The sequence below is a fragment of the Ruegeria hyattellae genome (genome assembly GCF_041537925.1).
Taxonomy (GTDB): Bacteria; Pseudomonadota; Alphaproteobacteria; order Rhodobacterales; family Rhodobacteraceae; genus Ruegeria_C.
The window spans coordinates 145475-167029 of the sequence record NZ_JBGOSH010000005.1 but is presented as its reverse complement, the minus strand read 5'-3'; the positions used below and the strand labels follow the sequence as shown (position 1 = coordinate 167029).

Below are 21555 nucleotides of genomic sequence, written 5' to 3'. Positions count from 1 at the left end.
TTTTGCGACTTGAATTCGCGCACACCGCGCCGATCTTGAGGGCGCGTCGCATCGGGAAAGGATGAGCAAGATGTTGTTTTGGGGTCTGATGACCGCGCTGCTGACCAGCGCAACGGTTGGAACTGCCGCAATGGCGGGCACCATCGAGGGGACGGCCACCTACAGAGAACGGATCGCAGCGCCACCGGGAGCGGTGTTGCAGGTCAAGCTGGTCGATATCTCGCGCTCCGACGCGGCAGCAATCGAACTATCGGCCATGCGCTATGCGTTGGCGGGCGTGCCCGCAGACTTCACGCTGAGCTATGACGATGCCCTGATCGAAGACAGCCGGAGCTACGCGGTCGAAGCGTCGATCCTGCTGGATGAGCAACTGCTGTTTACCAACGATACCGTTCATCCGGTGCTGACGCGGGGCGGTACGCACACGGTGGAAATGGTGCTGGTCAAGACCTCGCACCCCGAACAGACGCAGGTGCTGGACAACAGCAAATGGCAAGTCAGCGAGATCGCAGGCGCCTTGGTGACGGCCGGGAAAAAGCCCGAGATCGCGTTTGCCGAGGGCGGGCAATTTGGCGCCACAGGTGGTTGCAATCGCTTTGTCGGCGCCGCGGAGATTGGAGCGCGCACGATCGATTTTCCCGACAACATGGCTGGTACTCTGATGGCCTGCCCGCCGGAGCAGGACGCGGTGGAGCAGGACTTTCTGGCCGGATTGACCCGCACAACCGGCTATGTGGTCAATGGCGATCTGCTGGCGCTGACCGACGCGTCGGGCGAGACGGTGATGCGGCTGACCCGCATCCCGTGAGCCGAGCTCAGCGCGCGCGGAACCAAATCAGGAACGGGATCGAAACCGCATACATGGTGATCGAGTAGACCGCCGATGGCAGTGCCAGCACGCTGAAACCTGTGGTGGTGCCGGTGATCAGCGCCGCCAGCGTGATGCCGAGCGTTGAATTCTGGATGCCGGTTTCGATCGAGATGGTTTTGGTTTCCTGCCAGGTCAGCCCCGCACCGCGCCCCAGCCCAAGGCCAATCAGAAGCAAGATGACGTTCAGCGTGATCAGGCCTGCCCCCATGGCGCCGAGGTTCTCTACAAAGATGGTCCAGTTGCCGGTAAGGGCTGCGATTACGATCAGGACGAAAAGCGTTGTCGCCAGCAGCGATAGCCCCTTGTCGATCCGCAATGCAAAGCCACGGGCAAAGGTCCGGATCGCAACCCCGATCGAGACCGGCAGCGTCGTGATCAGGAACATCGCGATCGCAAGCCCGGTGATCGAGACGTCGGGGGCCTGCTCGCCCAGAAAATAGCTAACCGACCAGGCGGCCAGAATTGGAACGGTCAGGATCGACAGCAAGCTGATGATCGCCGTCAGCGACACAGAGAGCGCGACATCGCCCTTGGCCAGTTTCGACAGTATGTTGGTCGTCACGCCACCGGGGCAGAATGACAGCAGCATGAAGCCTGCCGCGATCTGCGGCGGCAGGCCAAACAGATGCGCGATCGCAAACGCGGTCAACGGCAGCAGGATCACCTGGCTGACGGCTCCGACGGCAAAAGCGTATTTCCGCGTCAGCACACGGCGAAAATCCGCGATCTCAAGGCCTACGCCCAGTGACAGCATGATAATGGCCAGCGACAGCGGCAGGCCCACATTGATTAGAAAATCCAAACTGCTCCCCCCGTAGGTTTTCAGCGAAGCTAGAGGAGGGTAGGGCGTTCAGGCAACCGGGTATGCCGTAAGGTTATTCATATCTCTTGGCGAAACGGCGCAGGATTTCTCCGGGTTCGGTCACTTGGGCCGCCTTGCATTCCCCGATCAGCCGTTCGGCGTCGGAGGGCGGGAAATAGCCGTAATCCTTGTAGATCCTGATCCGCTGCTCGAAGTCATTCGCATCCGCCTCGGGGTGGAACTGCGTGGCATAGACATTTTCGCCGTACCGGATCATCTGGTAGGGGCAGGCCTCGGAGTGGACCAGATGCACGCAGCCCGGCGGCAGGTTCTGCACCGCCTCCTTATGACCCACAAAGGCTTCGAATTTCGGTTTCAGTCCGGTGGTGAGCGGGTCGGTCGCACCATCCTCCGTCAGCGCGCAATGCGACGGCCCGACAGGCTCGCTATAGCGTGCCTTGCTGACCTCACCGCCCAGATGGGCTGCCAGCACGCCCAGACCGTAACAGCAGCCCATGAAGGGATGATCCTGTTCTATAATCTGCGGCATCAACCCCATCACCTGTGCCTCGATCCGTGCCTCAAGCGCGGGTTTGGAGACCGGATCGTCGCTGACGCATCCCGGCCCGCCACCAACGATGATCCCAGCATAATCGCTCACTTGCAGCCCCTCGGGCAGCGTTTCGCAATCCAGCCGGATGCGATGGACGCGCTCTTCGGGCAGGCCGCATTTGTGCATAATCGAGGCAAACTCGGCATCCGCCGCGTCACGTTCGGGGCGCAGTTGCAGGATCAGAAAGCGTTTCATGGCTGGGCTTTAGCGCGATTTGGCCAGTATTGGCAACGCCTATGGGGGCGGCTTGCCTTCGTGTTATCCCGCGATACCGTGTGGGTTCTGCTTGCGACGGAGATTGTTATGGCCGAGCCTTCCATCATCGCCTGGGACTTTGATGGCGTTCTGAACCGGAACATCCGCGATGGCGTGTTTTTATGGGCCGAGAACTTTGAGCGGGACCTCGGGCAGTCGCTGGATGTCTTCACCAAACATATTTTTGCCGATGATTTTGACCGGTTCATCACGGGGCAGGAGGATTTGCGGGATCGTGTGGCCTCATGGGCCAATCTGGTTGGGTTCGATCCGGGTCCGGATGCTTTGCTGGAGTATTGGTTCAGTAACGATGCCTTGCCGGATGTCGAGGTTCTCAAGGTGCAGGCGGCGCTGTCGGCCAGAGGGATCAAGCATGTCATCGCGACCAACAATGAAGCTCGCCGCGCGCGATATATCGAAACCGTTATGGGGTTTGCCGACAGGGTCGGATATGTCTTTGCCTCGGGCCGGATGGGCGTACGCAAGCCGGACCCGGCGTTCTACGTGCGGATTACCGAGACTCTGGATGTCGCACCCGAAAGGATGCTTCTGATCGACGATTATCAGGCCAGCGTCGACGCGGCGCGCGCAATAGGATGGCAGGCCCATTTCTTTTCGGATGACAGCCGAAATGATGTTCTGGGCCAACTGCGAGCGGAGTTCTTGTGAGCTTGGGTATGATACCTCACATCGGCCAGAACACCAGGATCGCTGGGATCGAGACAGCTACCACCAGCACCTCCAGCGGCAGCCCAATGCGCCAGTAATCGCCAAACCGGTATCCGCCGGGGCCAAGAATCAGCGTGTTGTTCTTGTGACCGATGGGCGTCAGGAAGGCTGCCGAGGCGGCCACCGCCACCGCCATCAGGAACGGGTCGGGCGAGACGCCCAACGTGCTGGCCATCTGGATGCCAACCGGTGCCGCGACGATGGTGGTTGCCGTGTTGTTAAGCACGTCGGACAGCGTCATCGTCACAATCATCAGAACCGTCAGGATCGCCCAGGCTGGCAGCCCTTGGGTAAACTGAAGCAGGCTATTGGCGATGAGTTGCGTGCCGCCAGCGGTCTCCAGCGCTGCGCCCAGCGGGATCATCGACCCCAGCAGAATCACCACCGGCCATTCGATGTGATCATAAAGCTCGGCGATGGGCAGGATGCGGGTCAGTACATAGGCCACCACCACCAGCCCCAGCGCGACCGGCAGGTAGATCAGCCCGATACTGGCGGCCAGGACGGCCGCTGCAAACAGCCCTATGGCCAGCCAGACCTTGTCATTGGCAGTCACCGACAACCCGCGTTCGGCCAGAGGCAGACAGCCCAGCCAGTCGGTCACGTCTGCGGTCCTGTCACGGGGACAGAGCAGCAGCAGGATGTCGCCCGGCTCGACCTCGGTCTTGCGCACCTGGTGCAGGATGGGTTTGCCCTGGCGCGAAATGCCCATCAGCAGCGTGGTTTGCCGCCAGGCCAGCCCGATGCCCTGCGCCGAGCGCCCGGTGATCCGGGCGCTTTCGGGGGCCACCACCTCGATCACCTCCAGTCCGTCGCCTGCAGCGGCCAGCAATTCCTGCCGCTGGGCGTCCGAGAAATCCAGCGACAGGGCTGCGCGAAACTCGTCCAGCGCTTCGGGGTTGGCCTCCAGCACCAGCGCGTCGCCCGTCCGCAGCAGTGTGTTTGCGGCCCGGCCATAGAGGCGCTTGCCGTCGCGGATGAGGCCGATGATGGCCACATCCGACTGATCGGCGGTCTCATAGAGCTCGGCCAGCCGCTTGCCGATCTGGGGCGAACCTTCGGGGATGGTCAACTCGGCGATGTAGTCCGCCAGCGCGGTTGCGGTATCGGCCTCAGCCCCACGATCGGGGATCAGCCGCCAGCCAATCAGGGCAACGAAGGCCAACCCGGCTAGTGCCGCCAGTCCGCCCACCGGCGCGAAATCGAACATGTGGTAAGGCGTACCGACCGCCTGTTCGCGGATCGAGGCGATGATGATGTTCGGCGGCGTGCCGATCAGCGTGGCCATGCCGCCCAGGATCGTGGCGAAACTGAGCGGCATCAGCGTCAGGCCGGGCGCACGACCCGCCTTGCGCGCGGTCTGGATATCCACCGGCATCAGCAGTGCAAGGGCGGCCACGTTGTTCATGAAGGCCGACAGCACCGCGCCGATTCCGCCCATCAGCGCGATATGTGTCCCTAGTTTGCGGCCCGAATCCACCAACGTCCGCGTGATCAGGAACACCGCCCCTGACCGCACCAGCCCGGCCGAGACAACCAGCACCAGCGCCACCACCACCGTGGCGGGGTGGCCAAAGCCCGAGAACGCGTCCTTGACCGGGACAACGCCCAAAACAACGCCGATAAGCAATGCGGAAAAGGCAACCAGATCATATCGGTAGCGGCCCCAGAGCAGCATCCCAAAGACCCCGATGAACAATCCGAACAATATTATCTGATCCACAGTCATGGGATGACCCTAACCGGTTCATCGCAGTGGCGCGACGGGGAATTCGTTAGCCGCGCGATCAGGGATTCGTGACGCCGAGTCACTCGGATTCAATGTTGTCAAAGTGACAATAAATCCTCCAACCTATTTCTTGTCACTTTGACAAGAAACTGAGCGAAGGACGAATTTATGGCACGTCCAAAGATGGAAAAAGAACGCAAGGCACAGATCCTGGATGCTCTGGAGCAGATCGTTCTGCGTGACGGATTGGCCAAACTGACCCTGGCCAAGCTCGCGGCAGAGGCTGACCTGCCAAGGTCCCTGTTGCGCTACTTCGCAGGTAACCGGAATGATCTGATCCTGCTGCTGTTCGATCGCATGATCGAACGGGGTGAAGCCAAGCTCGAGGCATTTGCCCGATCCGAACAGGACAGGCTGAGCACAGAACAGGTGGTCGACCTCGCACTTGACGAGTTGCTGGGCGATGAAAGCCTCAGCCTCATGGTCGAAGAGTTATGGCCCTATGCGGCTTTGGATGACTGCATTCAGAGGCGTCTCCGGAGGTTGTACCAGCGGCTCTGTCAGGAACTGACTGACCACATGGCGTCAGACGGAATTGGCACCGATGGCGAGGATCGCTTTCGCCGGGCCTATGGCATCGTCGCGATGGGTTTTGGGGCCGCGGCTTTTTCCGATATCGGCTTTGCGCCGGAAGATCGCGAGGTCCTTCGCAGCACGGCGCGTGCGTTGCTTCGCCTGGACGAGAAATCTTAGATACTGAAGGAAAACGCCATGAAATGGATCAAACGCGGGGCCATCGCTTTGTTGGTGCTGGCTCTGATCGGTGGTGTCGTGTTCTGGGGCAAGATTCAGGACATTCGGGCGCTCCAGAACTATGCGGCCGTTTTCGAACCTGAAAATCTCGATGAGAACTTCCGGACGCTGCATCAAATCTATCCCTCAATTTCGATCCCGCAATCCGAGCCGGTGGCAGAGTTTGTTAGTAACCCGGACCCGGATGTCATTCCCGAAACCTACAGTTTCAACGGCTCAGACGAACCCGTCGGGCAGCTTTTCGAGCGGTTTCACTGGACCGGCTTGATCGTCCTGAAGGACGGTGAGTTGATCCACGAGGCCTATGCGCGCGGCAACACCGATAAGACACATCACATCGAGTTTTCGGTGACGAGTCACTAACTGCGATCCTGATCGGCATTGCTCGGGACGAGGGCCACATTCCCGATCTGAATGCACCAGTCACCGACTATGTGCCCAGCCTGAAAGGGTCGGGATATGACGGGGTAACGATCCAGCAGGTGTTGGATATGACTTCGGGGATTCGGTATGTCGAGGATTATGACGACTTGAATTCGGAGATTGTAAAAACTGTGGTAGCGATGCTGCGCGGATTGCAGGATGAGTATTCGACAACCATTGAACGCGCACGCGAGCCGGGTAGCTTCAACCTCTATGCCAGTATCGAAACGCAGGTTCTGGCGCAAATCCTACGCGGAGCCACCTGGCAGAGCTACACCTAGTATTTCGAGGAAAAACTGTGGTCAAAAATCGGAGCGGAATCGGATGCAAAGATGCTGGTCGATGCCGTGGGCGAGCCGGTGGCGTTCGGAGGCGCCAAACTGAGGCTGCGCGATCTGGCGCGGATCGGTCAAATGGTCCTTAACGGTGGCGTCTCTATGACCGGTGAGCGAGTCGTGTCGCAGGAATGGCTGGCCCGATCCGTTACAACCGACACGGCCCAATCGCAGCCGGGTGCGCATGACCTGACGGATTATCCGCTGGGGTACAAGAACCACTGGTGGATACCGGTCGACCGCGACGATGGTGATTTTACCGCGATCGGCATCTATAGCCAGTTCCTGTATATCAACCCGGTGCGGAAGGTTGTGATTGCCCTGAATTCGGCCTTTCCGCAGTATAATGAGGACCCTGAAGCCGAATTGCGGATGGTCACCCTGCTGCAGGCCATCGCGCGCCATGTCAGCCCCGGCACCTGACCAGCCACAGAGTGCTGGCCGGGGGGAACTTGAACCCGGCCTTCGGCTTGCTCTATAGAGGTCTGCGAAATTGCATTCCTCGGGAGTTCCAGACATGGCCGGCCATTCCAAATGGGCAAATATTCAGCACCGCAAAGGGCGTCAGGACGCCGTACGCTCAAAGCTGTTTTCCAAGCTCAGCAAGGAAATCACTGTCGCGGCCAAAATGGGCGATCCCGACCCCGACAAGAACCCGCGCCTGCGACTCGCGGTGAAAGAGGCCAAGTCGAACTCGGTCCCCAAGGACGTGATCGACCGCGCCATCAAGAAATCGCAGGCGGGTGAGGGCGATGAATACGAAGAGATTCGCTATGAGGGCTATGGTCCCAACGGCGTGGCGGTGATCGTCGAGGCGATGACCGACAACCGCAACCGCACTGCGTCCACCGTGCGCTCGACCTTTTCCAAGAACGGCGGCAACCTGGGCGAGACCGGCTCGGTCGGGTTCATGTTCGAACGCAAGGGCGAGGTAGTGTACACGTCTGAAGCGGGCGACGCTGACACCGTGTTCGAGGCTGCCATCGAGGCTGGTGCGGAGGATGTAGAAAGCTCGGAAGACGGCCACATCATCTATTGCGCCGACACCGATCTGAACGAGGTCTCGAACGCGCTGGAGGCTGCGCTGGGCGAATCCGACTCCACCAAACTGGTCTGGAAGCCGACCACGACCACCGAGTTGGATCTGGACGGCATGCAAAAGCTGATGCGGCTGGTGGATGCGCTGGAAGATGATGACGACATCCAGCGTGTGACAACCAATTTCGAAGCCGATGACGAGGTCATGGCGCAGCTCTGATTGCGAACTGAGCTCAGGGACAGCCCGGAGCATTGCTCCGGGCCCTTTTTTTGCTCAATCACACCGAACCTTACCCGGCCAATACCGTACGGTCCTGCGCCGGACGCCAAAGCGGCCCGGCACCAACCAGCAGAATGATCGTGTTGAACAAGACGTTCGAGGCATTGCCCGAGGCCGCCGATCCCGCGCTGTCCAGAACGAACCATGCAAGCAGGCCGTAGATCACGCTCTTGCGGACCGCCTCGGGAGCGTGGTCATAGACTAACTCGGACAGGTTCCAGATCATCACGCCCCAGCCCAGCAGGAACCCGCCCGCAAGCGCGGACAGAAACCGTGTGTCGGGTGCGGTGAACGTGGCGCTGCCATCCAGCGGCCATCCCAACAGGTCGAGAGTGATACGCGCCGGGCCGGTGGTGGCCTCGATCGCGCCAAGGAAAAAGATCGGTGCGAAGCAGCCCACGATGACCGCGACGATCTTCAGCCAGAACTTGTGAAATCTCTGAGACATCTCCGTCCTCCTTTTGGATATGGAGACAGGATGTGTCGGGTGAAGCCAGCGAGGCAATTACCTTCCAGGTAACTGACGCGGTTCCCGGTGTGCGCTATGCTGCGCCCATGACCGAGTTTCCCAGCACCCTGAAGACATGGCGCGCCGCGCGCCGGATGTCGCAACTGCAGCTGGCGGTCGAGGCCGAAGTGTCCTCGCGCCATATCTCTTTTCTTGAAACCGGACGTGCGCGGCCCAGCCGCGAGATGATCGGGCGTCTGGGTGAGGCATTGCAGATGCCGCTGGATGCGCGCAACCAGATGCTGGTCACTGCGGGCTTCGCGCCTCGCTATCAGCAGCGCCGGTGGCAGGCCGACGAGATGGCCCCGGTCCGCGAGGCGGTCGCCCATATGCTGGACAACCACGCGCCTTATCCGGGGTTGGCGGTGGATCGGCTCTGGTCGGTGCTGAGGATGAATGCATCGGCACGCCTGCTCTATGGTCCGCTGGGGCTGACCGAGGGTGGCAGCCTGCTTGACCTGCTGGTGTCGGATCATGTGCCCGATGTCATCGAGAACTGGCCCGAGGTCGCTCATCATGCCGCGCGCCGCTTGCGGATCGAAAGCGCGGCGCAGGGCGGGGTGGCGCGGCTGGACGCGGTGGCGGAACATCTGGCGCAGGTGCCATTACCTGCGGACCGGTCACTAGCACCGGTGGTGCCCACGATCCTGCGCGCCGGTGGTATGCGGTTGGCGTTGTTTGCCACCATCGCCCAGTTCGGCACGCCCGAAGACCTGCTGCTGGACGACCTGAAAGTGGAGCTTTACTTCCCCGCAGACCCGGAGAGCGGCGAAGCTCTGCGCGCGCTGGCAAAAGTCTGTGGTTAGGGCGAGAGCTTATGGAATCTGCCGGACCCCGTCCGCAAAGACCTGCTGCCAGCGCAGAATCTGATAGCTCTGGCGCAATCCGGTATCCCAGAAAGGATCGATGTGAACCAGGCGCTCTGCCTCTTCTTCAGCCGCAGCCTTGACCACCCATAGGCCGCCTTTGCCAGTGCCCGTAGCGTCAAAAAGCGGCCCTGCTGTCATGATTGTATCGGCATGCGCCTCCAGAAAGGCAAGATGGGCAGGCATCTGGGTCTTGCGAATATCCGGATCGGCATCGGGATTGTCCTGAAAAAGGATGATGAACTCTGCCATTTCCGCTCCTCTATCTGCGTATTCGATCACAGTATAGATCGAACTTTTTGCCGCTTTACCGAGCTTTTATCCCGGTTCATTCTGCAAAAATGCAGGACTATAACTGGAATGATCTGAAATTCATCCTCGCGCTTTATCGTTCTGGGAGAATGGCAGACGCAGCGCGCCTTGTTGCGGTGAACGAAACCACCATCGCCCGGCGGATCAGGGCGCTGGAACGGCAATTGGGTGCGCCGATTTTTGCGCGGATAGCGGATGGGCGGTACCAGGCAACCACATTCGGACAGCAAATCGTGACGCAGGCCGAGATGATCGAAACGCAGCATCTGCGGATTTCTGAAACCGCCGGGCTGACCCTGTGCAGCTTATCGGGCACAGTTCGGGTCAGCGCGGTGCCGGTTCTGGTGAACCGCATACTGGTGCAAGGTTTTGCCCCCTTCGCCCGCCAGCATCCGGACCTGAGAGTCGAGATTGTGCCGGAGGCGCGCAATGCCGATCTGACGAAGCGCGAGGCCGATCTTGCCCTCCGTTTCGCCCGCCCCTCGGCAGGTGGATTGCAGGTGAAGACCCGTAAACTCGCTGCGCTGCAATTTGCCGTTTACGGACCTTCAGGACCGCACGAGCGCGCTGACCTGCCGTGGATCATCTATGACGAGGCCAATGCGTCGCTGCCGCAAGCGCGTTGGTTGCTTGCCAAGGCTTATGGTGACATCAGCCCGCTGCGGGTCACCGATCTGGTCACTGCGCAAGAGGCGGTTGCAGCCGGACTTGGTCGCAGTGTGTTGCCGATGATCTGTGCCGAAGGAGACACGCGGTTGAAACGGTGCGATACCGGTGGCGCCCCACCGCCGGACCGTCCACTCTGGCTGTTGTTCCATGCCGATCAGGACCAGCGTGCCTCGGTCAAGGCGGTCAAGGACTGGATAACCGGAATAAACTGGCAAGGCGGCGCAATCAGAGATGCCTGATCAACCTGCCCGCGGCTGCCTGTTTCACGGCACGGGTGAGCGGGCTGAGCGCCAGGGCCATCACCCGGCTGACCTGCCAACTGAGCGCAACGTCCAGCGGCTGATCGGGCAGCAATTCGACAAGCTGGCCGTCATCGATGTGCGCGCGCACCAGCGGTTCGGGGTTCATGCCCCAGCCCAGCCCGGCGCGGGCGGCATCGACAAAGGCATGGGTCGAGGGCAGGAAATGGCTGGGCGGGGCGACCCGCTGGCCGATCGCCTGTTCGATCCACGTCCGCTGCAGTTCGTCCTTGCGGTTGAAGGTCATGCAGGGCGCGGTGGACAGGGTTTGCGATGTCACGCCATCCGCGAACCATCGTTTGCAATAAATGGGGCTGGCGGTCGCGAGATAGCGAAGATTCCCGAGCGGGGTCACGTCGCAGCCGGGCACGGGCCGTGGGCCGGACCCGATCGCCGCGCTAACCGCGCCGCGCCGCAGCCAGTCGGCCGAGTGGCCCTCGTCGTCAATCACCAGATCAAACAGCACGCCCTCGATCTGCGCCATCGCGTCGATGAACCATGTGGCAAGACTGTCGGCATTGATTGCGACGCGCAGGCGGGTGGGCTTGCGGGCCACCTCCAGCGACAGATCCCGGCTCAGCTGTGCCTCGAGCAGGCCGACATCCTCTGCGTGTTTGGCGATCCGCAACCCGGCTTCGGTACCGATACAGGGCGTGCCACGTTCGACCAGCGCCATGCCCACACGCTCTTCCAGCGCCCGGATGCGCTGCGAGATGGCCGATTGCGTCACCGCCAGCTCAGCGGCGGCGGCCTCGAAGCTGCCCAGACGCAGAATCGCGGCAAGGGCGCGCAGTTGTTTGGGATCGAATTGCATTAGAAAAACTTATTCTGGGCTAGTATCTTTAATTTGATAGCTTGTGCCTGTCCGGTTAGTCAAACCATGTTCATGGCGGAGGGCACATGGTGGCATCATTCATTCCCGGCTTCTTTCTGGGCTTCAGCCTGATCCTTGCGATCGGTGCGCAGAATGCGTTTGTGCTGCGTCAGGGGTTACGGCACACGCATGTCTTTGCGGTATGCCTGACCTGCGCCATCTCGGATGCGCTGCTGATCGCGGCGGGGGTGGCCGGGTTCGGGGCGCTGGCCACGGCGGTGCCATGGTTCGAGCCGCTCATGCGCTACGGAGGTGCCGCCTTTCTGATCGTCTATGGCGCGCGCAGTTTTCAGGCCGCATGGCGGGGCGGTGAAGCGCTGCAGACCCGGAACGGCGCGGGGGCCGGATTGGGGGCTACCCTGGCAACCCTGCTGGCGCTCACCTGGCTCAATCCGCATGTCTACCTGGATACGGTGGTGCTGATCGGCTCGGTCTCGGCGCAATATCCGGACCGTCTGAGTTTTGGGCTGGGGGCGGTGACCTCAAGCTTCGTGTTTTTCTATTCGCTGGGCTATGGTGCGCGGCTGCTGGCGCCGCTTTTTGCCCGCCCACGTGCCTGGCAGGTACTGGATGTGCTGATTGGAGTGGTCATGTGGGCCATCGCCGCGAAACTCATTATCATGTGAAGGGTTGTTCCGCCGCACAATTGGGTATTGAACGGCCTCATGTCGACGCCCGATTCCCCACAGCAGCGCCCGCTTGCCGGTATCCTCTGGATGCTTGCGGCGGGTCTGTGTTTTGTGCTGATGACCGCTCTGGTCAAGGTGATCGGCGGCACCATGCACCCGATCCAGCTGGCTTTTCTGCGCTATCTGCTGGGGTTGGTCTTTGTCATTCCGGTGATCCGCCCGCTGATCACCACGCGGCTCACCCCGCGCCAGTGGTCGCTGTTCGGCATCAGGGGCGCGCTGCATTCGGTCGCGGTGATGCTGTGGTTCTTTGCGATGACGCAGATCCCCCTGGCCGAGGTGACGGCGATGAACTACCTGACCCCGATCTATGTCACGCTGGGGGCAGTGTTCCTGCTGGGCGAGACACTGGCCGCCCGCCGGATCACTGCGATTGTCTTTGCGCTGTTCGGGGCGCTGATCATCCTGCGTCCCGGCTTTCGCGACGTGTCGCCGGGCCATCTGGCGATGCTGGGCACGACGCTGATGCTGGGCGGGTCCTATCTGCTGGCCAAGGTCACCGTGGACGAGGTGCGCCCGGCGCTGGTTCTGGCCCAGATGTCACTTTGGGTGACGCTGTTTCTGGCACCCTTTGCCGCAGCGGTCTGGCAGCCGTTCAGCCCGTCGGATCTAGGCTTTGTCTTTCTGATCGCCGCCCTGGCGACCGCCGGGCATTATTGTATGACCCGCGCGCTTCAGGCCGCCCCGGTTGCGGTGACTCAACCTGCCACCTTCCTGCAACTGGTCTGGTCAGTCGCTCTGGGCGCGTTGGCATTCGACGAGGGCGTGGACCCGTGGGTGGTTGCGGGCGGGACGCTGATCCTGGCATCGGTCAGCTTCATCTCGTGGCGCGAGGCGGCGCTGCAGCGCCGCCAGATCACCCCGGTCAATATTGCGCCGAAGCCGTAGCGCGGGTTATTGATTGACGGGTCAATAAAATCGTCCTAGCTGTTTTCCCTAACCTGACGGAAAGGGAGTGAGCATGCCGAAACTGGGAATGGAACCGATTCGACGCGAGGCGATCGTGCGGGCGACCATTGCCGAGCTCGGCCAGTCGCGCTCGCTTGATGTGACCGTCAGTCAGATCGCCAAGCGGGCCGGCATGTCCAGCGCGCTGGCGCATCACTATTTCGGCGGCAAGGACCAGATATTCCTGGCGGCGATGCGCCGCATTCTGGCGGATTTCGGGGCCGAGGCGCGGGCCGAGCTAAAAGCGGCTGCGCCCCAGGATCGCGCTAGGGCTGTGATCCGCGCCTGTTTCGCACCTTCGTGTTTTACGGCCGATGTGATCGCGGCATGGATGACCTTCTATGTCATGGCCCAGACCAATGACGATGCGCTGCGCCTCTGGCAGATCTATCAGGCCCGTATCCGCTCCAATCTGGTGCATGCGCTGAAAGGTCGGGTCGACGATCCCACCGATGTCGCCGAAACGCTGATCGCGCTTATCGACGGGCTTTACATCCGGGCGGCGCTGGGCGCTCCGGAACGGCCGGAACTGGCCGTGCGACAGGCAACCACAATTCTTGAAACACTAACAGGGAGACGTTCATGACTCAGCCCAACATTCTGATACTGATGGTAGATCAGCTTAACGGAACCCTTTTTCCCGATGGCCCCGCAGACTGGCTGCACGCGCCGAACCTGAAACGGCTGGCGGCGCGCTCGACCCGGTTTGCCAACGCCTATACAGGCTCGCCGCTCTGTGCGCCCGGGCGGGCGGCCTTCATGTCCGGGCAGTTGCCCTCACGCACAGGCGTCTATGACAATGCGGCTGAGTTCTGCAGCGATATCCCGACCTATGCGCATCACCTGCGCCGGGCGGGGTATTACACCTGCCTTAGCGGCAAAATGCACTTTGTCGGCCCCGACCAGATGCACGGATTCGAGGACCGACTGACCACCGACATCTACCCCGCTGATTTCGGCTGGACGCCGGATTACCGCAAGCCGGGCGAACGGATCGACTGGTGGTATCACAACATGGGCTCGGTGACCGGCGCGGGCGTGGCCGAGATCTCGAACCAGATGGAATATGATGACGAGGTCGCATACAACGCCACCGCCAAGCTCTATGATCTGGCGCGCGGCAAAGATGACCGCCCCTGGTGCCTGACAGTCAGCTTTACTCACCCGCACGACCCTTACGTGGCGCGGCGGAAATACTGGGATCTTTATGAGGATTGCGATCATCTGCAGCCGGAGGTCGCTGATCTGGGCTACGACAATCAGGACCCGCATTCGCAGCGCATCTTTGACGCCAATGACTGGCGCAGCTTCGACATCACCGACGAGGATATCCGCAAGTCACGGCAGGCGTATTTCGCCAACATCTCCTATCTGGACGACAAGATCGGCGAGATCTTGCACGTCCTGGAGTCGACGCGGCAAGAGGCGATCATCCTCTTCGTCTCGGACCATGGCGACATGCTGGGCGAGCGGGGTCTGTGGTTCAAGATGACCTTCTACGAGGGCTCTGCCCGCGTACCGCTGATGATCTCGGCGCCTGACATGCCTGTCGGGCGGATCGACACGCCGGTTTCGACCATCGATGTGACGCCCACGCTGGGCGCGCTGGCGGGTGTGGATATGGCCGAAATCGCACCTTGGACCGATGGCGAGGACCTGGTGCCGCTGGCAAACGGAACTGAACGCAGCGCGCCGGTGGCGATCGAATACGCCGCCGAGGCCTCTTACGCGCCGTTGGTTTCGTTGCGGCAGGACAGGTGGAAATACAATCGATGCGCACTGGACCCCGATCAGCTTTATGATCTGCAGTCCGACCCGCATGAACTGACCAACCTGGCCGGGGACCCGGGTCATCAGGACACACTGCAAACCTTTCGCGCCCAAGCTGACGCGCGCTGGGACCTTGACGCATATGACGCCGATGTGCGCGCCAGCCAGGCCCGCCGCTGGGTTGTCTACGAGGCGTTGCGGAAGGGCGGCTACTACCCGTGGGACTATCAGCCGCTGCAACGCGCCTCGGAACGTTACATGCGCAACCACATGGATCTGAACATCGTCGAGGAAAGCCAGCGCTTTCCGCGCGGCGAATGACCCTGCGGCCCCTTTTCGAACGACGAGACACAATGAGCTACCCAACCCAACCCACTGCCAGCCATTTCATCAATGGCGCTTATGTCGAAGACACCGGTGGAACGCCGATCGAGGTGATGTATCCCGCCACCGGGGCGGTGATCGCCTCGGTGCATGCGGCGACGCCCGCAATTGTCGAGCAGGCCATCACCTCGGCCCGCGCGGCGCAGGGCGCCTGGTCTGCACTCTCGGGGACCGACCGCGGCCGCATTCTACGCCGGGCGGCGGACATGATGCGCGAACGCAATCATGACTTGAGCGTGCTGGAGACCTATGACACCGGCAAACCTTATCAGGAGACCTCGGTCGCTGATGCCACCAGCGGGGCCGACGCGCTGGAGTATTTTGGCGGTCTTGCCGCGACGCTGACCGGTGAGCATATTCAGCTGGGCGAGGATTGGGCCTATACGCGGCGCGAGGCGCTGGGGCTGTGCGTGGGGATCGGGGCGTGGAACTATCCGACCCAGATTACCTGCTGGAAAGGTGCACCCGCCTTGGCTTGCGGCAATGCGATGATCTTCAAGCCCTCGGAAACCACGCCGCTCTGCGCGTTGAAAGTGGCCGAGATCCTTCATGAGGCAGGGCTGCCCGCCGGGCTTTACAACGTCATTCAGGGCATGGGTGAGGTCGGCGGTGCCTTGGTCTGTGACCCGCGCGTGGACAAGGTCTCGCTCACCGGGTCGGTGCCGACGGGCCGCAAGGTCTATGCCGCTGCGGCGGCCGAGATCAAGCATGTGACGATGGAGCTGGGCGGCAAGTCGCCGCTGCTGATTTTCGACGATGCCGATCTGGATAACGCCGTCAGCGGCGCGATTCTGGGCAATTTCTATTCCTCGGGTCAGGTCTGTTCCAACGGCACGCGGGTCTTTGTGCAGAAAGGTATCAAGGAGGCGTTTCTTGCGCGTCTGACCGAGCGGCTGGGGCAGGCGGTGATTGGCGATCCGCTGGACCCGGCCACCAGCTTTGGCCCCATGGTCAGCCAGCGGCAGATGGAGATCGTGCACTCCTATATCGCCAAAGGCGTCGAAGAGGGCGCACGGCTGGTCACGGGCGGCGCGCGCGTGGAGCGTGAGGGGTTCTTTCTGCAGCCCACAGTCTTTGCCGATGTGAGTGACGACATGACCATCGCCCGCGAAGAGATCTTCGGGCCGGTGATGGCGGTGCTCGATTTCGACACTGAAGAAGAGGCCCTAGCGCGCGCCAACGCAACCGAGTTCGGCCTTTCGGCGGGTGTCTTCACCTGCGACCTGGCCCGCGCGCATCGTGTAGTAGCCGGGTTCGAAGCCGGGACATGTTTCATCAACTCCTACAATGACGCGCCGGTCGAGGTGCCGTTTGGCGGCTCGAAACTGTCGGGTGTGGGACGCGAGAACGCCAAGGCCGCGATTGAGCATTATAGCCAGTTGAAATCCGTCTATGTGCGCATGGGCAATATGGAGGCTCCGTACTGAGCGGGGCTGTTTCCGAATTGAGCGCTACCGCGCGCTCTTTTTCTGACAATGACAGATGTAACGCACCGGAGCTTGCCGGGCAGAGGTGGAAATGGAAGCGGATTTTGTGATCGTCGGCGCGGGCAGCGCAGGCTGCGCGATGGCCTACCGGCTGAGCGAGGCGGGATCCTCGGTGCTGGTGATCGAACATGGCGGCACCGATATCGGCCCGTTCATCCAGATGCCCGCCGCGCTGAGCTATCCGATGAACATGTCGCGCTATGACTGGGGCTACAATTCCGAGCCGGAGCCGAATCTGAATAACCGGCGGCTGGTGGTGCCGCGTGGCAAGGTGATCGGCGGGTCGTCCTCGATCAACGGCATGGTTTACGTGCGCGGCCATGCGATGGATTTTGATACTTGGTCCGAGATGGGGGCCGAAGGCTGGGCCTATGCGGATGTCCTGCCTTATTACAAGCGGATGGAACATTGGCATGATGGCGGTCATGGCGGTGACAGCGAATGGCGGGGCAGTGATGGCCCGCTGCATGTCAGCCGCGGCCCGCGCCGCAATCCGCTCTACCATGCGTTTGTCGAGGCCGGAAAGCAGGCCGGGTATGAGACCACCGGCGATTACAACGGCGAAAAGCAGGAAGGCTTCGGCCCTATGGAACAGACCGTCTGGCGCGGACGGCGCTGGTCGGCGGCGAATGCCTATCTGCGGCCCGCGCTGAAACGGCCTAATTGTGATCTGGTCAACGGGCTGGCGCAGCGGGTGGTCATCGAGAATGGTCGCGCAGTGGGTGTCGAGATCAAGCGCGGCAGCAGCACGCAGGTGATCCGGGCGCGGCGCGAGGTGGTGCTGGCGGCTTCGTCGATCAACTCGCCCAAGCTGTTGATGCTGTCGGGTATTGGCCCGGCGGGGCATCTGGCCGAACATGGGCTCGACGTGGTCGCGGACCGACCCGGCGTCGGTGCCAACCTGCAGGACCATCTGGAGATCTATTTCCAGATTGCCTCGCTGCAGCCGATCACGCTCTACCGCCACTGGAACCTTATCAGCAAGGCGGTGATCGGGGCGCAGTGGCTGTTCACGAAGACCGGGTTGGGGGCCTCGAATCAATTCGAGAGCGCTGCGTTCATTCGGTCGCGCAGTGGTATTCCTTATCCGGATATCCAGTATCACTTCCTGCCGATGGCCGTGCGCTATGACGGGCAGGCGGCGGCCGAGGGGCACGGGTTCCAGGCCCATGTCGGACCGATGCGGTCGCCCTCGCGCGGGGCTGTCACGTTGCAGTCTTCGGACCCGGGTGCGGCGCCGGCGATCCGGTTCAACTACATGTCAACCGAGCGCGACTGGGAGGATTTTCGCGCCTGCCTGCGCCTGACTCGCGAGATTTTTGGGCAGGAAGCGTTCAAATCCTTTGCCGGCAAGGAGATCCAACCCGGTGCCGACCTGCAGAGCGACGACGAGTTGAACGGCTTCATCGCCGAACATGCAGAAAGCGCCTATCACCCCTGCGGCACCTGCCGCATGGGGCGGGCCGACGACAAGCATGCGGTGGTCGATCCCGAGGCGCGTGTGATTGGCGTCGACGGGCTGCGGGTTGCCGACAGCTCGATCTTTCCGCAGATCACCAATGGCAACCTGAACGCGCCCTCGATCATGGTTGGCGAGAAAGTGTCGGATCACCTGCTGGGGCATAACCCGCTGCAGCGCTCCAACGCGCGCGCCTGGGTTCATCCGGATTGGGAAGCCGAACAGCGTTGATCCGCGCCGGGCTGTTGAAATCCGGCCCGGCGATGCACAGCTTGATCCGTGTCAAAGCCGCGCCCCTGCGCGTGGCTCTACTTTGGGCGGACGATCAAATTCAGGAGCACCCATATGTCCCACACCCCGCATGAACTGGCCGAAGAATTCCCCGACAAAGCGGATCTGATGAGCCAGCTCAAGCAGAGCGATGCGCATTTCGCGCGGCTCTCGGACGAATATCATGAAGTCAATCGCGCGGTGCATCGCGCCGAAACAAATGTCGAGCCCATCGAAGACCTGGCTGAGGTCGAATTGCGCAAGAAACGGGCCGCGCTGAAAGACGAAATCTGGGGCATTCTGGCCAAGGCCTGACTGCTTTTGGTTCAGGGACGGCCACGCTGTCCCTGAGCGTTTCGGGCATGTATCAATCGACCAGGTATGGCAGCGTTCCACGCGTGTCGGGATCGATGGTCAACCTGCGTTCGAGCGGCGGAACCGAGCGTTGATGGCAGGTGGCGCGTTCGCAGATGCGGCAGGAAATGCCAATCGGTTCATAGGCACTGGCATTGTTCACGTCGAGATTGTCGGCATAGACCAGCGCATCGGCGTGGCGTATCTCGCATCCCAGCGCGATGGCATAGCGGCGCACCGGTGCGCCGAACGACCCGCCAGGTTTCGACACATCCCGCGCCAGCGAGATATAGCGCACCCCATCGGGTGTCTCGGCCAGTTGGCGCAGAAAATGTCCCGGCGTTTCAAAAGCACGATGCACATTCCACAGCGGGCAGGCTCCGCCGAACCGCGCGAATTGCAGTCGCGTGGCAGAGTGGCGCTTGGTGATCGTACCTGCCTGATCGACCCGCACGAAGAAGAACGGAATGCCCTTGGCACCGGGGCGTTGCAGGGTGGATAGCCGGTGCGCCACCTGTTCGATTGACGCGCCAAAGCGGTGGCCGAGCAGTTCCAGGTCATGCCGCGTCTTGCGCGCGGCCTCCAGAAAGCTGCCATAAGGCATCAGCGCGGCCCCTGCAAAGTAGTTGGCAAGCCCGATCTTGGCGATCGAGCGCGCGGCCTCGGTCTGAAACCGGGCGAAATCGAGCGTAGCCTCAAGCAGCTTGTCATGCGTCAGCAGCGCAACTTGCAGCAGCAGTTGGAACAGGCGGGTCTCGGGTGCGGCGCGCGAGGACAGCTTGAGCTGGCGCGCCTCGGGGTCGTAGCTGCGCAGAGTATCGGTATCGACATTTCTGACGGTGATTCCCTGTGCGCCCAGCGTCGCCTCTGCAGCGGCACCGATGCTGCCATTGTCGCGTTTGGCCAGTTCGGCGAACCGTTCGGCGCTGCGGTCGACCGCGTCGATATAGTTGTCGCAGTAGTGAAAGAAATCGCGAACTTCTTCCCAGGGGCTGGCCTGCAGGCGGGCATCTTCACGTCCCAGCGCCTCGTCCAGCGAGGCCAGCCGTTCATGGGTCTGGCGGTAGTGGCGGTGCAGCTCGATGAAAGCGCGGGCCAGAGCGGGCGCGTTCGAGGCGGTCAACCGCAGATCGGCGGGCGGTGGCATGGTGTCGGCAAAAAGGGGATCGGCCAGCGCTTCGCGCATGTCCGAGACCAGTCGTTCGCTGTCGCCGCTGCTCAGCTCCGTCACGTCCAGCCCGAACTCCTGCGCCAGCGCCAGAACCACGGTGGTCGACACCGGGCGGTTGTTGTTTTCCATCTGGTTGAGATAGGGCAACGAAATGCCAAGCTTGGTGGCGAATTCTTTCTGGGTCAGGGCCAGCCTGTGGCGGATTTCGCGCAGTTTGGCACCGGCATAGAGCTTTTGGGGAGGCATGAGTGGCCTTTGCAGATTTACCTATTGGTCAGGTTAAGTTTGCAAACCCGTCGGCGCAAGTCATCCCAGTGCCAGCCGTCTTTCCCGTCGAATGACCAACGTGATCGACACCAGCGCAAGTAACGCCGTGCCCAGCATCAGGCCCAGCAGCGGTGACTCGGTGCTGCCGGGGCCCAGCAAAGTGCCTGCCAGCGCGCTCAGCGCTGCGCCGCCCCCCAGCATGATCGCGCCTGACAGTCCCGAGGCGGTCCCGGCCAGATGTGGGCGCACGGATAGCGACCCGGCGGTGGCATTGGGGATTGCCATACCGTTGCCAAGGCCCACGAAGGTCATGAAACCAAAAAATGTCAGCGCCGAGGCCAGCCCCGACACGGTTAGAGCCAGTGACAACCCGACGCCGCCCGCATTCAGGATGCAGCCCCAGAGCACCATCCGGTTCACGCCAAAACGCATGGAATAGCGCCCCGACAGGAAATTCCCCAGAAAATAGCCCAGCGCCGGGGCGCCAAAGTAAATCCCCATGACCGAAGGCGACATGCCATAGATCTCGGTCCCGACAAACGGCGCTCCGCCCAGATATGCAAAGAAGGCCCCCGAACTCATCCCCGAGGCCAGCGAATAGCCCCAGAATCGGGGCGAGGTCAGCAACTCGGGATATTCGCGGAACTGCGCGATCAGGGTCTTGCCGCTTTTCAGGGCGGTCTCGCCGAAATCAACATAGGTGAGCGCAAGCGTGAACGCGCCGAGGATGAAAAGCAGCCAGAAATTGGCGTGCCAGCCGAATATTTCGTCCAGAAACCCGCCGATGGCGGGGCCGATCATCGGCACCACGGCCATGCCCATGGTGACATAGCCGATCATCGAAGCCGCTTGGTCCTGATCATACATGTCCCGTACTGCAGCGCGTGACAGCACCATGGCCACCACCACTACGGCTTGACACATGCGGGCGACCAGAAACGCCTCGGCGCTGGGTGCATAGATGCAGGCGAGCGTGGCCAGCAGGAACAGCGCAAGCCCCCACAGGATGACGGGCCGCCGTCCGGCCTTGTCGGCGATCGGGCCGATCACGATCTGCATTAACGCGTTGACCGCCAGATACAGCGCGACGGACAGCTGCATCAACCGGTACTCGGTTTCGAAATGCAGCGTCATGTTCGGCAGGCTGGGCAGAAAGATGTTCATCCCCAATGCCGACAGACCCGTCAGCAGGATCAGTGTCCCGATTCTGGGCGGGCTACGCTGTGCCGAAGTCTCATTCTGAAGCTGGGTCATTTTATCGGATGTATGCGCAGGCTGAGCAGCTGTCTATAACGGATGGTCGTAAAGGTGTTAGTTAGCAGTTTTGCATTTCGCATCAT

General features: G+C 61.6%; 24 protein-coding genes. 16 read left to right on the top strand and 8 right to left on the bottom strand.

Going from position 1 to position 21555, the window contains the following annotated elements; translation table 11 throughout:
• The first annotated feature begins 70 nt into the window (after positions 1 to 70).
• Positions 71 to 808 (top strand): YbaY family lipoprotein, encoded by a 738-nt coding sequence (locus AB1E33_RS14165; protein ID WP_372577923.1) that lies wholly within the window; start codon positions 71 to 73, stop codon positions 806 to 808.
• A gap of 7 nt (positions 809 to 815) precedes the next feature.
• On the opposite strand, the gene AB1E33_RS14160 is transcribed toward AB1E33_RS14165, so the two are convergent.
• Positions 816 to 1673 (bottom strand): bile acid:sodium symporter family protein, encoded by an 858-nt coding sequence (locus AB1E33_RS14160; protein WP_372577922.1) that lies wholly within the window; start codon positions 1671 to 1673, stop codon positions 816 to 818.
• Between the two features lie 73 nt (positions 1674 to 1746).
• Positions 1747 to 2481 carry a glutamine amidotransferase gene (locus AB1E33_RS14155; protein WP_372577921.1) on the bottom strand — a complete coding sequence of 245 codons (735 nt, stop codon included), beginning with the start codon at positions 2479 to 2481 and terminating at the stop codon, positions 1747 to 1749.
• A gap of 108 nt (positions 2482 to 2589) precedes the next feature.
• On the opposite strand from AB1E33_RS14155, the gene AB1E33_RS14150 reads away from it, so the two are divergent.
• Positions 2590 to 3210, top strand: coding sequence for an HAD family hydrolase (locus tag AB1E33_RS14150; protein ID WP_372577920.1), 621 nt, complete (start codon positions 2590 to 2592; stop codon positions 3208 to 3210).
• Between the two features lie 16 nt (positions 3211 to 3226).
• Here the strand turns inward: AB1E33_RS14150 and AB1E33_RS14145 are convergent, their stop codons facing one another.
• Positions 3227 to 4999 carry an SLC13 family permease gene (locus AB1E33_RS14145; RefSeq protein WP_372577919.1) on the bottom strand — a complete coding sequence of 591 codons (1773 nt, stop codon included), beginning with the start codon at positions 4997 to 4999 and terminating at the stop codon, positions 3227 to 3229.
• A 168-nt stretch (positions 5000 to 5167) separates the two neighbouring features.
• On the opposite strand from AB1E33_RS14145, the gene AB1E33_RS14140 reads away from it, so the two are divergent.
• The 5 genes from AB1E33_RS14140 to AB1E33_RS14120 all read left to right on the top strand — a co-directional run bounded on the left by AB1E33_RS14140 (position 5168) and on the right by AB1E33_RS14120 (position 7828).
• Positions 5168 to 5752, top strand: coding sequence for a TetR/AcrR family transcriptional regulator (locus AB1E33_RS14140; RefSeq protein ID WP_372577918.1), 585 nt, complete (start codon positions 5168 to 5170; stop codon positions 5750 to 5752).
• 18 nt (positions 5753 to 5770) lie between these two features.
• On the top strand, positions 5771 to 6175 hold the full coding sequence (locus AB1E33_RS14135) for a hypothetical protein (protein WP_372577917.1): 405 nt from the start codon (positions 5771 to 5773) through the stop codon (positions 6173 to 6175).
• 5 nt (positions 6176 to 6180) lie between these two features.
• Positions 6181 to 6516 (top strand): serine hydrolase, encoded by a 336-nt coding sequence (locus tag AB1E33_RS14130; RefSeq protein ID WP_372578170.1) that lies wholly within the window; start codon positions 6181 to 6183, stop codon positions 6514 to 6516.
• Positions 6517 to 6567: 51 nt separating this feature from the next.
• Entirely contained in the window at positions 6568 to 6993 is a 426-nt protein-coding gene (locus tag AB1E33_RS14125) for a serine hydrolase domain-containing protein (RefSeq protein WP_372577916.1), read from the top strand.
• A gap of 94 nt (positions 6994 to 7087) precedes the next feature.
• Positions 7088 to 7828, top strand: a complete 741-nt coding sequence (locus AB1E33_RS14120) for a YebC/PmpR family DNA-binding transcriptional regulator (protein WP_372577915.1) — start codon at positions 7088 to 7090, stop codon at positions 7826 to 7828.
• 70 nt (positions 7829 to 7898) lie between these two features.
• On the opposite strand, the gene AB1E33_RS14115 is transcribed toward AB1E33_RS14120, so the two are convergent.
• Positions 7899 to 8336: a hypothetical protein gene (locus AB1E33_RS14115; protein WP_372577914.1), complete on the bottom strand. Its 438-nt coding sequence runs from the start codon at positions 8334 to 8336 to the stop codon at positions 7899 to 7901.
• A gap of 32 nt (positions 8337 to 8368) precedes the next feature.
• Here AB1E33_RS14115 and AB1E33_RS14110 point away from each other — a divergent pair, with 32 nt between their 5' ends.
• A complete protein-coding gene (locus tag AB1E33_RS14110) occupies positions 8369 to 9202 on the top strand; it encodes a helix-turn-helix domain-containing protein (RefSeq protein ID WP_372577913.1) in 834 nt (277 codons plus the stop codon).
• A 9-nt stretch (positions 9203 to 9211) separates the two neighbouring features.
• On the opposite strand, the gene AB1E33_RS14105 is transcribed toward AB1E33_RS14110, so the two are convergent.
• Positions 9212 to 9514, bottom strand: coding sequence for a YciI family protein (locus AB1E33_RS14105; protein ID WP_372577912.1), 303 nt, complete (start codon positions 9512 to 9514; stop codon positions 9212 to 9214).
• An 89-nt stretch (positions 9515 to 9603) separates the two neighbouring features.
• On the opposite strand from AB1E33_RS14105, the gene AB1E33_RS14100 reads away from it, so the two are divergent.
• Positions 9604 to 10482: a LysR family transcriptional regulator gene (locus tag AB1E33_RS14100; RefSeq protein WP_372577911.1), complete on the top strand. Its 879-nt coding sequence runs from the start codon at positions 9604 to 9606 to the stop codon at positions 10480 to 10482.
• On the opposite strand, the gene AB1E33_RS14095 is transcribed toward AB1E33_RS14100, so the two are convergent.
• Positions 10469 to 11356 (bottom strand): LysR family transcriptional regulator ArgP, encoded by an 888-nt coding sequence (locus tag AB1E33_RS14095; protein WP_372577910.1) that lies wholly within the window; start codon positions 11354 to 11356, stop codon positions 10469 to 10471. The genes AB1E33_RS14100 and AB1E33_RS14095 overlap by 14 nt on opposite strands.
• 86 nt (positions 11357 to 11442) lie before the next feature.
• Between AB1E33_RS14095 and AB1E33_RS14090 the strand changes: the two genes are divergently transcribed.
• From AB1E33_RS14090 to AB1E33_RS14060, 7 genes are all read left to right on the top strand, one after another.
• Complete coding sequence (locus AB1E33_RS14090; RefSeq protein WP_372577909.1) at positions 11443 to 12042, top strand: LysE/ArgO family amino acid transporter; 600 nt, start codon at positions 11443 to 11445, stop codon at positions 12040 to 12042.
• Between the two features lie 39 nt (positions 12043 to 12081).
• The gene (locus AB1E33_RS14085) at positions 12082 to 12993 is read left to right on the top strand and encodes a DMT family transporter (RefSeq protein ID WP_372577908.1); all 912 of its coding nucleotides are present in this window, start codon (positions 12082 to 12084) and stop codon (positions 12991 to 12993) included.
• Between the two features lie 73 nt (positions 12994 to 13066).
• Entirely contained in the window at positions 13067 to 13639 is a 573-nt protein-coding gene (gene betI / locus AB1E33_RS14080; RefSeq protein WP_372577907.1) for a choline-binding transcriptional repressor BetI, read from the top strand.
• The gene (gene betC, locus AB1E33_RS14075; RefSeq protein WP_372577906.1) at positions 13636 to 15144 is read left to right on the top strand and encodes a choline-sulfatase; all 1509 of its coding nucleotides are present in this window, start codon (positions 13636 to 13638) and stop codon (positions 15142 to 15144) included. The genes betI and betC overlap by 4 nt, the downstream gene beginning before the upstream one ends.
• A 32-nt stretch (positions 15145 to 15176) precedes the next feature.
• Positions 15177 to 16634, top strand: coding sequence for a betaine-aldehyde dehydrogenase (betB, locus tag AB1E33_RS14070; RefSeq protein WP_372577905.1), 1458 nt, complete (start codon positions 15177 to 15179; stop codon positions 16632 to 16634).
• A 91-nt stretch (positions 16635 to 16725) separates the two neighbouring features.
• On the top strand, positions 16726 to 18384 hold the full coding sequence (betA, locus tag AB1E33_RS14065) for a choline dehydrogenase (RefSeq protein WP_372577904.1): 1659 nt from the start codon (positions 16726 to 16728) through the stop codon (positions 18382 to 18384).
• Between the two features lie 114 nt (positions 18385 to 18498).
• Positions 18499 to 18738 carry an HP1242/YdcH family protein gene (locus AB1E33_RS14060; protein ID WP_372577903.1) on the top strand — a complete coding sequence of 80 codons (240 nt, stop codon included), beginning with the start codon at positions 18499 to 18501 and terminating at the stop codon, positions 18736 to 18738.
• 52 nt (positions 18739 to 18790) lie between these two features.
• On the opposite strand, the gene AB1E33_RS14055 is transcribed toward AB1E33_RS14060, so the two are convergent.
• The gene (locus AB1E33_RS14055) at positions 18791 to 20194 is read right to left on the bottom strand and encodes a helix-turn-helix domain-containing protein (protein WP_372577902.1); all 1404 of its coding nucleotides are present in this window, start codon (positions 20192 to 20194) and stop codon (positions 18791 to 18793) included.
• A 60-nt stretch (positions 20195 to 20254) separates the two neighbouring features.
• Positions 20255 to 21469, bottom strand: coding sequence for a multidrug effflux MFS transporter (locus AB1E33_RS14050; RefSeq protein ID WP_372577901.1), 1215 nt, complete (start codon positions 21467 to 21469; stop codon positions 20255 to 20257).
• Positions 21470 to 21555: the final 86 nt, after the last annotated feature.

Coding starts and splice junctions, on each gene's coding strand:
- AB1E33_RS14165 (WP_372577923.1), top strand. CDS start 71: ATGTTGTTTTGGGGTCTGATGACCGCGCTGCTGACCAGCGCAACGGTT.
- AB1E33_RS14155 (WP_372577921.1), bottom strand. CDS start 2,481: ATGAAACGCTTTCTGATCCTGCAACTGCGCCCCGAACGTGACGCGGCG.
- AB1E33_RS14150 (WP_372577920.1), top strand. CDS start 2,590: ATGGCCGAGCCTTCCATCATCGCCTGGGACTTTGATGGCGTTCTGAAC.
- AB1E33_RS14145 (WP_372577919.1), bottom strand. CDS start 4,999: ATGACTGTGGATCAGATAATATTGTTCGGATTGTTCATCGGGGTCTTT.
- AB1E33_RS14140 (WP_372577918.1), top strand. CDS start 5,168: ATGGCACGTCCAAAGATGGAAAAAGAACGCAAGGCACAGATCCTGGAT.
- AB1E33_RS14135 (WP_372577917.1), top strand. CDS start 5,771: ATGAAATGGATCAAACGCGGGGCCATCGCTTTGTTGGTGCTGGCTCTG.
- AB1E33_RS14125 (WP_372577916.1), top strand. CDS start 6,568: ATGCTGGTCGATGCCGTGGGCGAGCCGGTGGCGTTCGGAGGCGCCAAA.
- AB1E33_RS14120 (WP_372577915.1), top strand. CDS start 7,088: ATGGCCGGCCATTCCAAATGGGCAAATATTCAGCACCGCAAAGGGCGT.
- AB1E33_RS14115 (WP_372577914.1), bottom strand. CDS start 8,336: ATGTCTCAGAGATTTCACAAGTTCTGGCTGAAGATCGTCGCGGTCATC.
- AB1E33_RS14105 (WP_372577912.1), bottom strand. CDS start 9,514: ATGGCAGAGTTCATCATCCTTTTTCAGGACAATCCCGATGCCGATCCG.
- AB1E33_RS14100 (WP_372577911.1), top strand. CDS start 9,604: ATGCAGGACTATAACTGGAATGATCTGAAATTCATCCTCGCGCTTTAT.
- AB1E33_RS14095 (WP_372577910.1), bottom strand. CDS start 11,356: ATGCAATTCGATCCCAAACAACTGCGCGCCCTTGCCGCGATTCTGCGT.
- AB1E33_RS14090 (WP_372577909.1), top strand. CDS start 11,443: ATGGTGGCATCATTCATTCCCGGCTTCTTTCTGGGCTTCAGCCTGATC.
- AB1E33_RS14085 (WP_372577908.1), top strand. CDS start 12,082: ATGTCGACGCCCGATTCCCCACAGCAGCGCCCGCTTGCCGGTATCCTC.
- betI (WP_372577907.1), top strand. CDS start 13,067: ATGCCGAAACTGGGAATGGAACCGATTCGACGCGAGGCGATCGTGCGG.
- betC (WP_372577906.1), top strand. CDS start 13,636: ATGACTCAGCCCAACATTCTGATACTGATGGTAGATCAGCTTAACGGA.
- betB (WP_372577905.1), top strand. CDS start 15,177: ATGAGCTACCCAACCCAACCCACTGCCAGCCATTTCATCAATGGCGCT.
- betA (WP_372577904.1), top strand. CDS start 16,726: ATGGAAGCGGATTTTGTGATCGTCGGCGCGGGCAGCGCAGGCTGCGCG.
- AB1E33_RS14060 (WP_372577903.1), top strand. CDS start 18,499: ATGTCCCACACCCCGCATGAACTGGCCGAAGAATTCCCCGACAAAGCG.
- AB1E33_RS14055 (WP_372577902.1), bottom strand. CDS start 20,194: ATGCCTCCCCAAAAGCTCTATGCCGGTGCCAAACTGCGCGAAATCCGC.
- AB1E33_RS14050 (WP_372577901.1), bottom strand. CDS start 21,469: ATGACCCAGCTTCAGAATGAGACTTCGGCACAGCGTAGCCCGCCCAGA.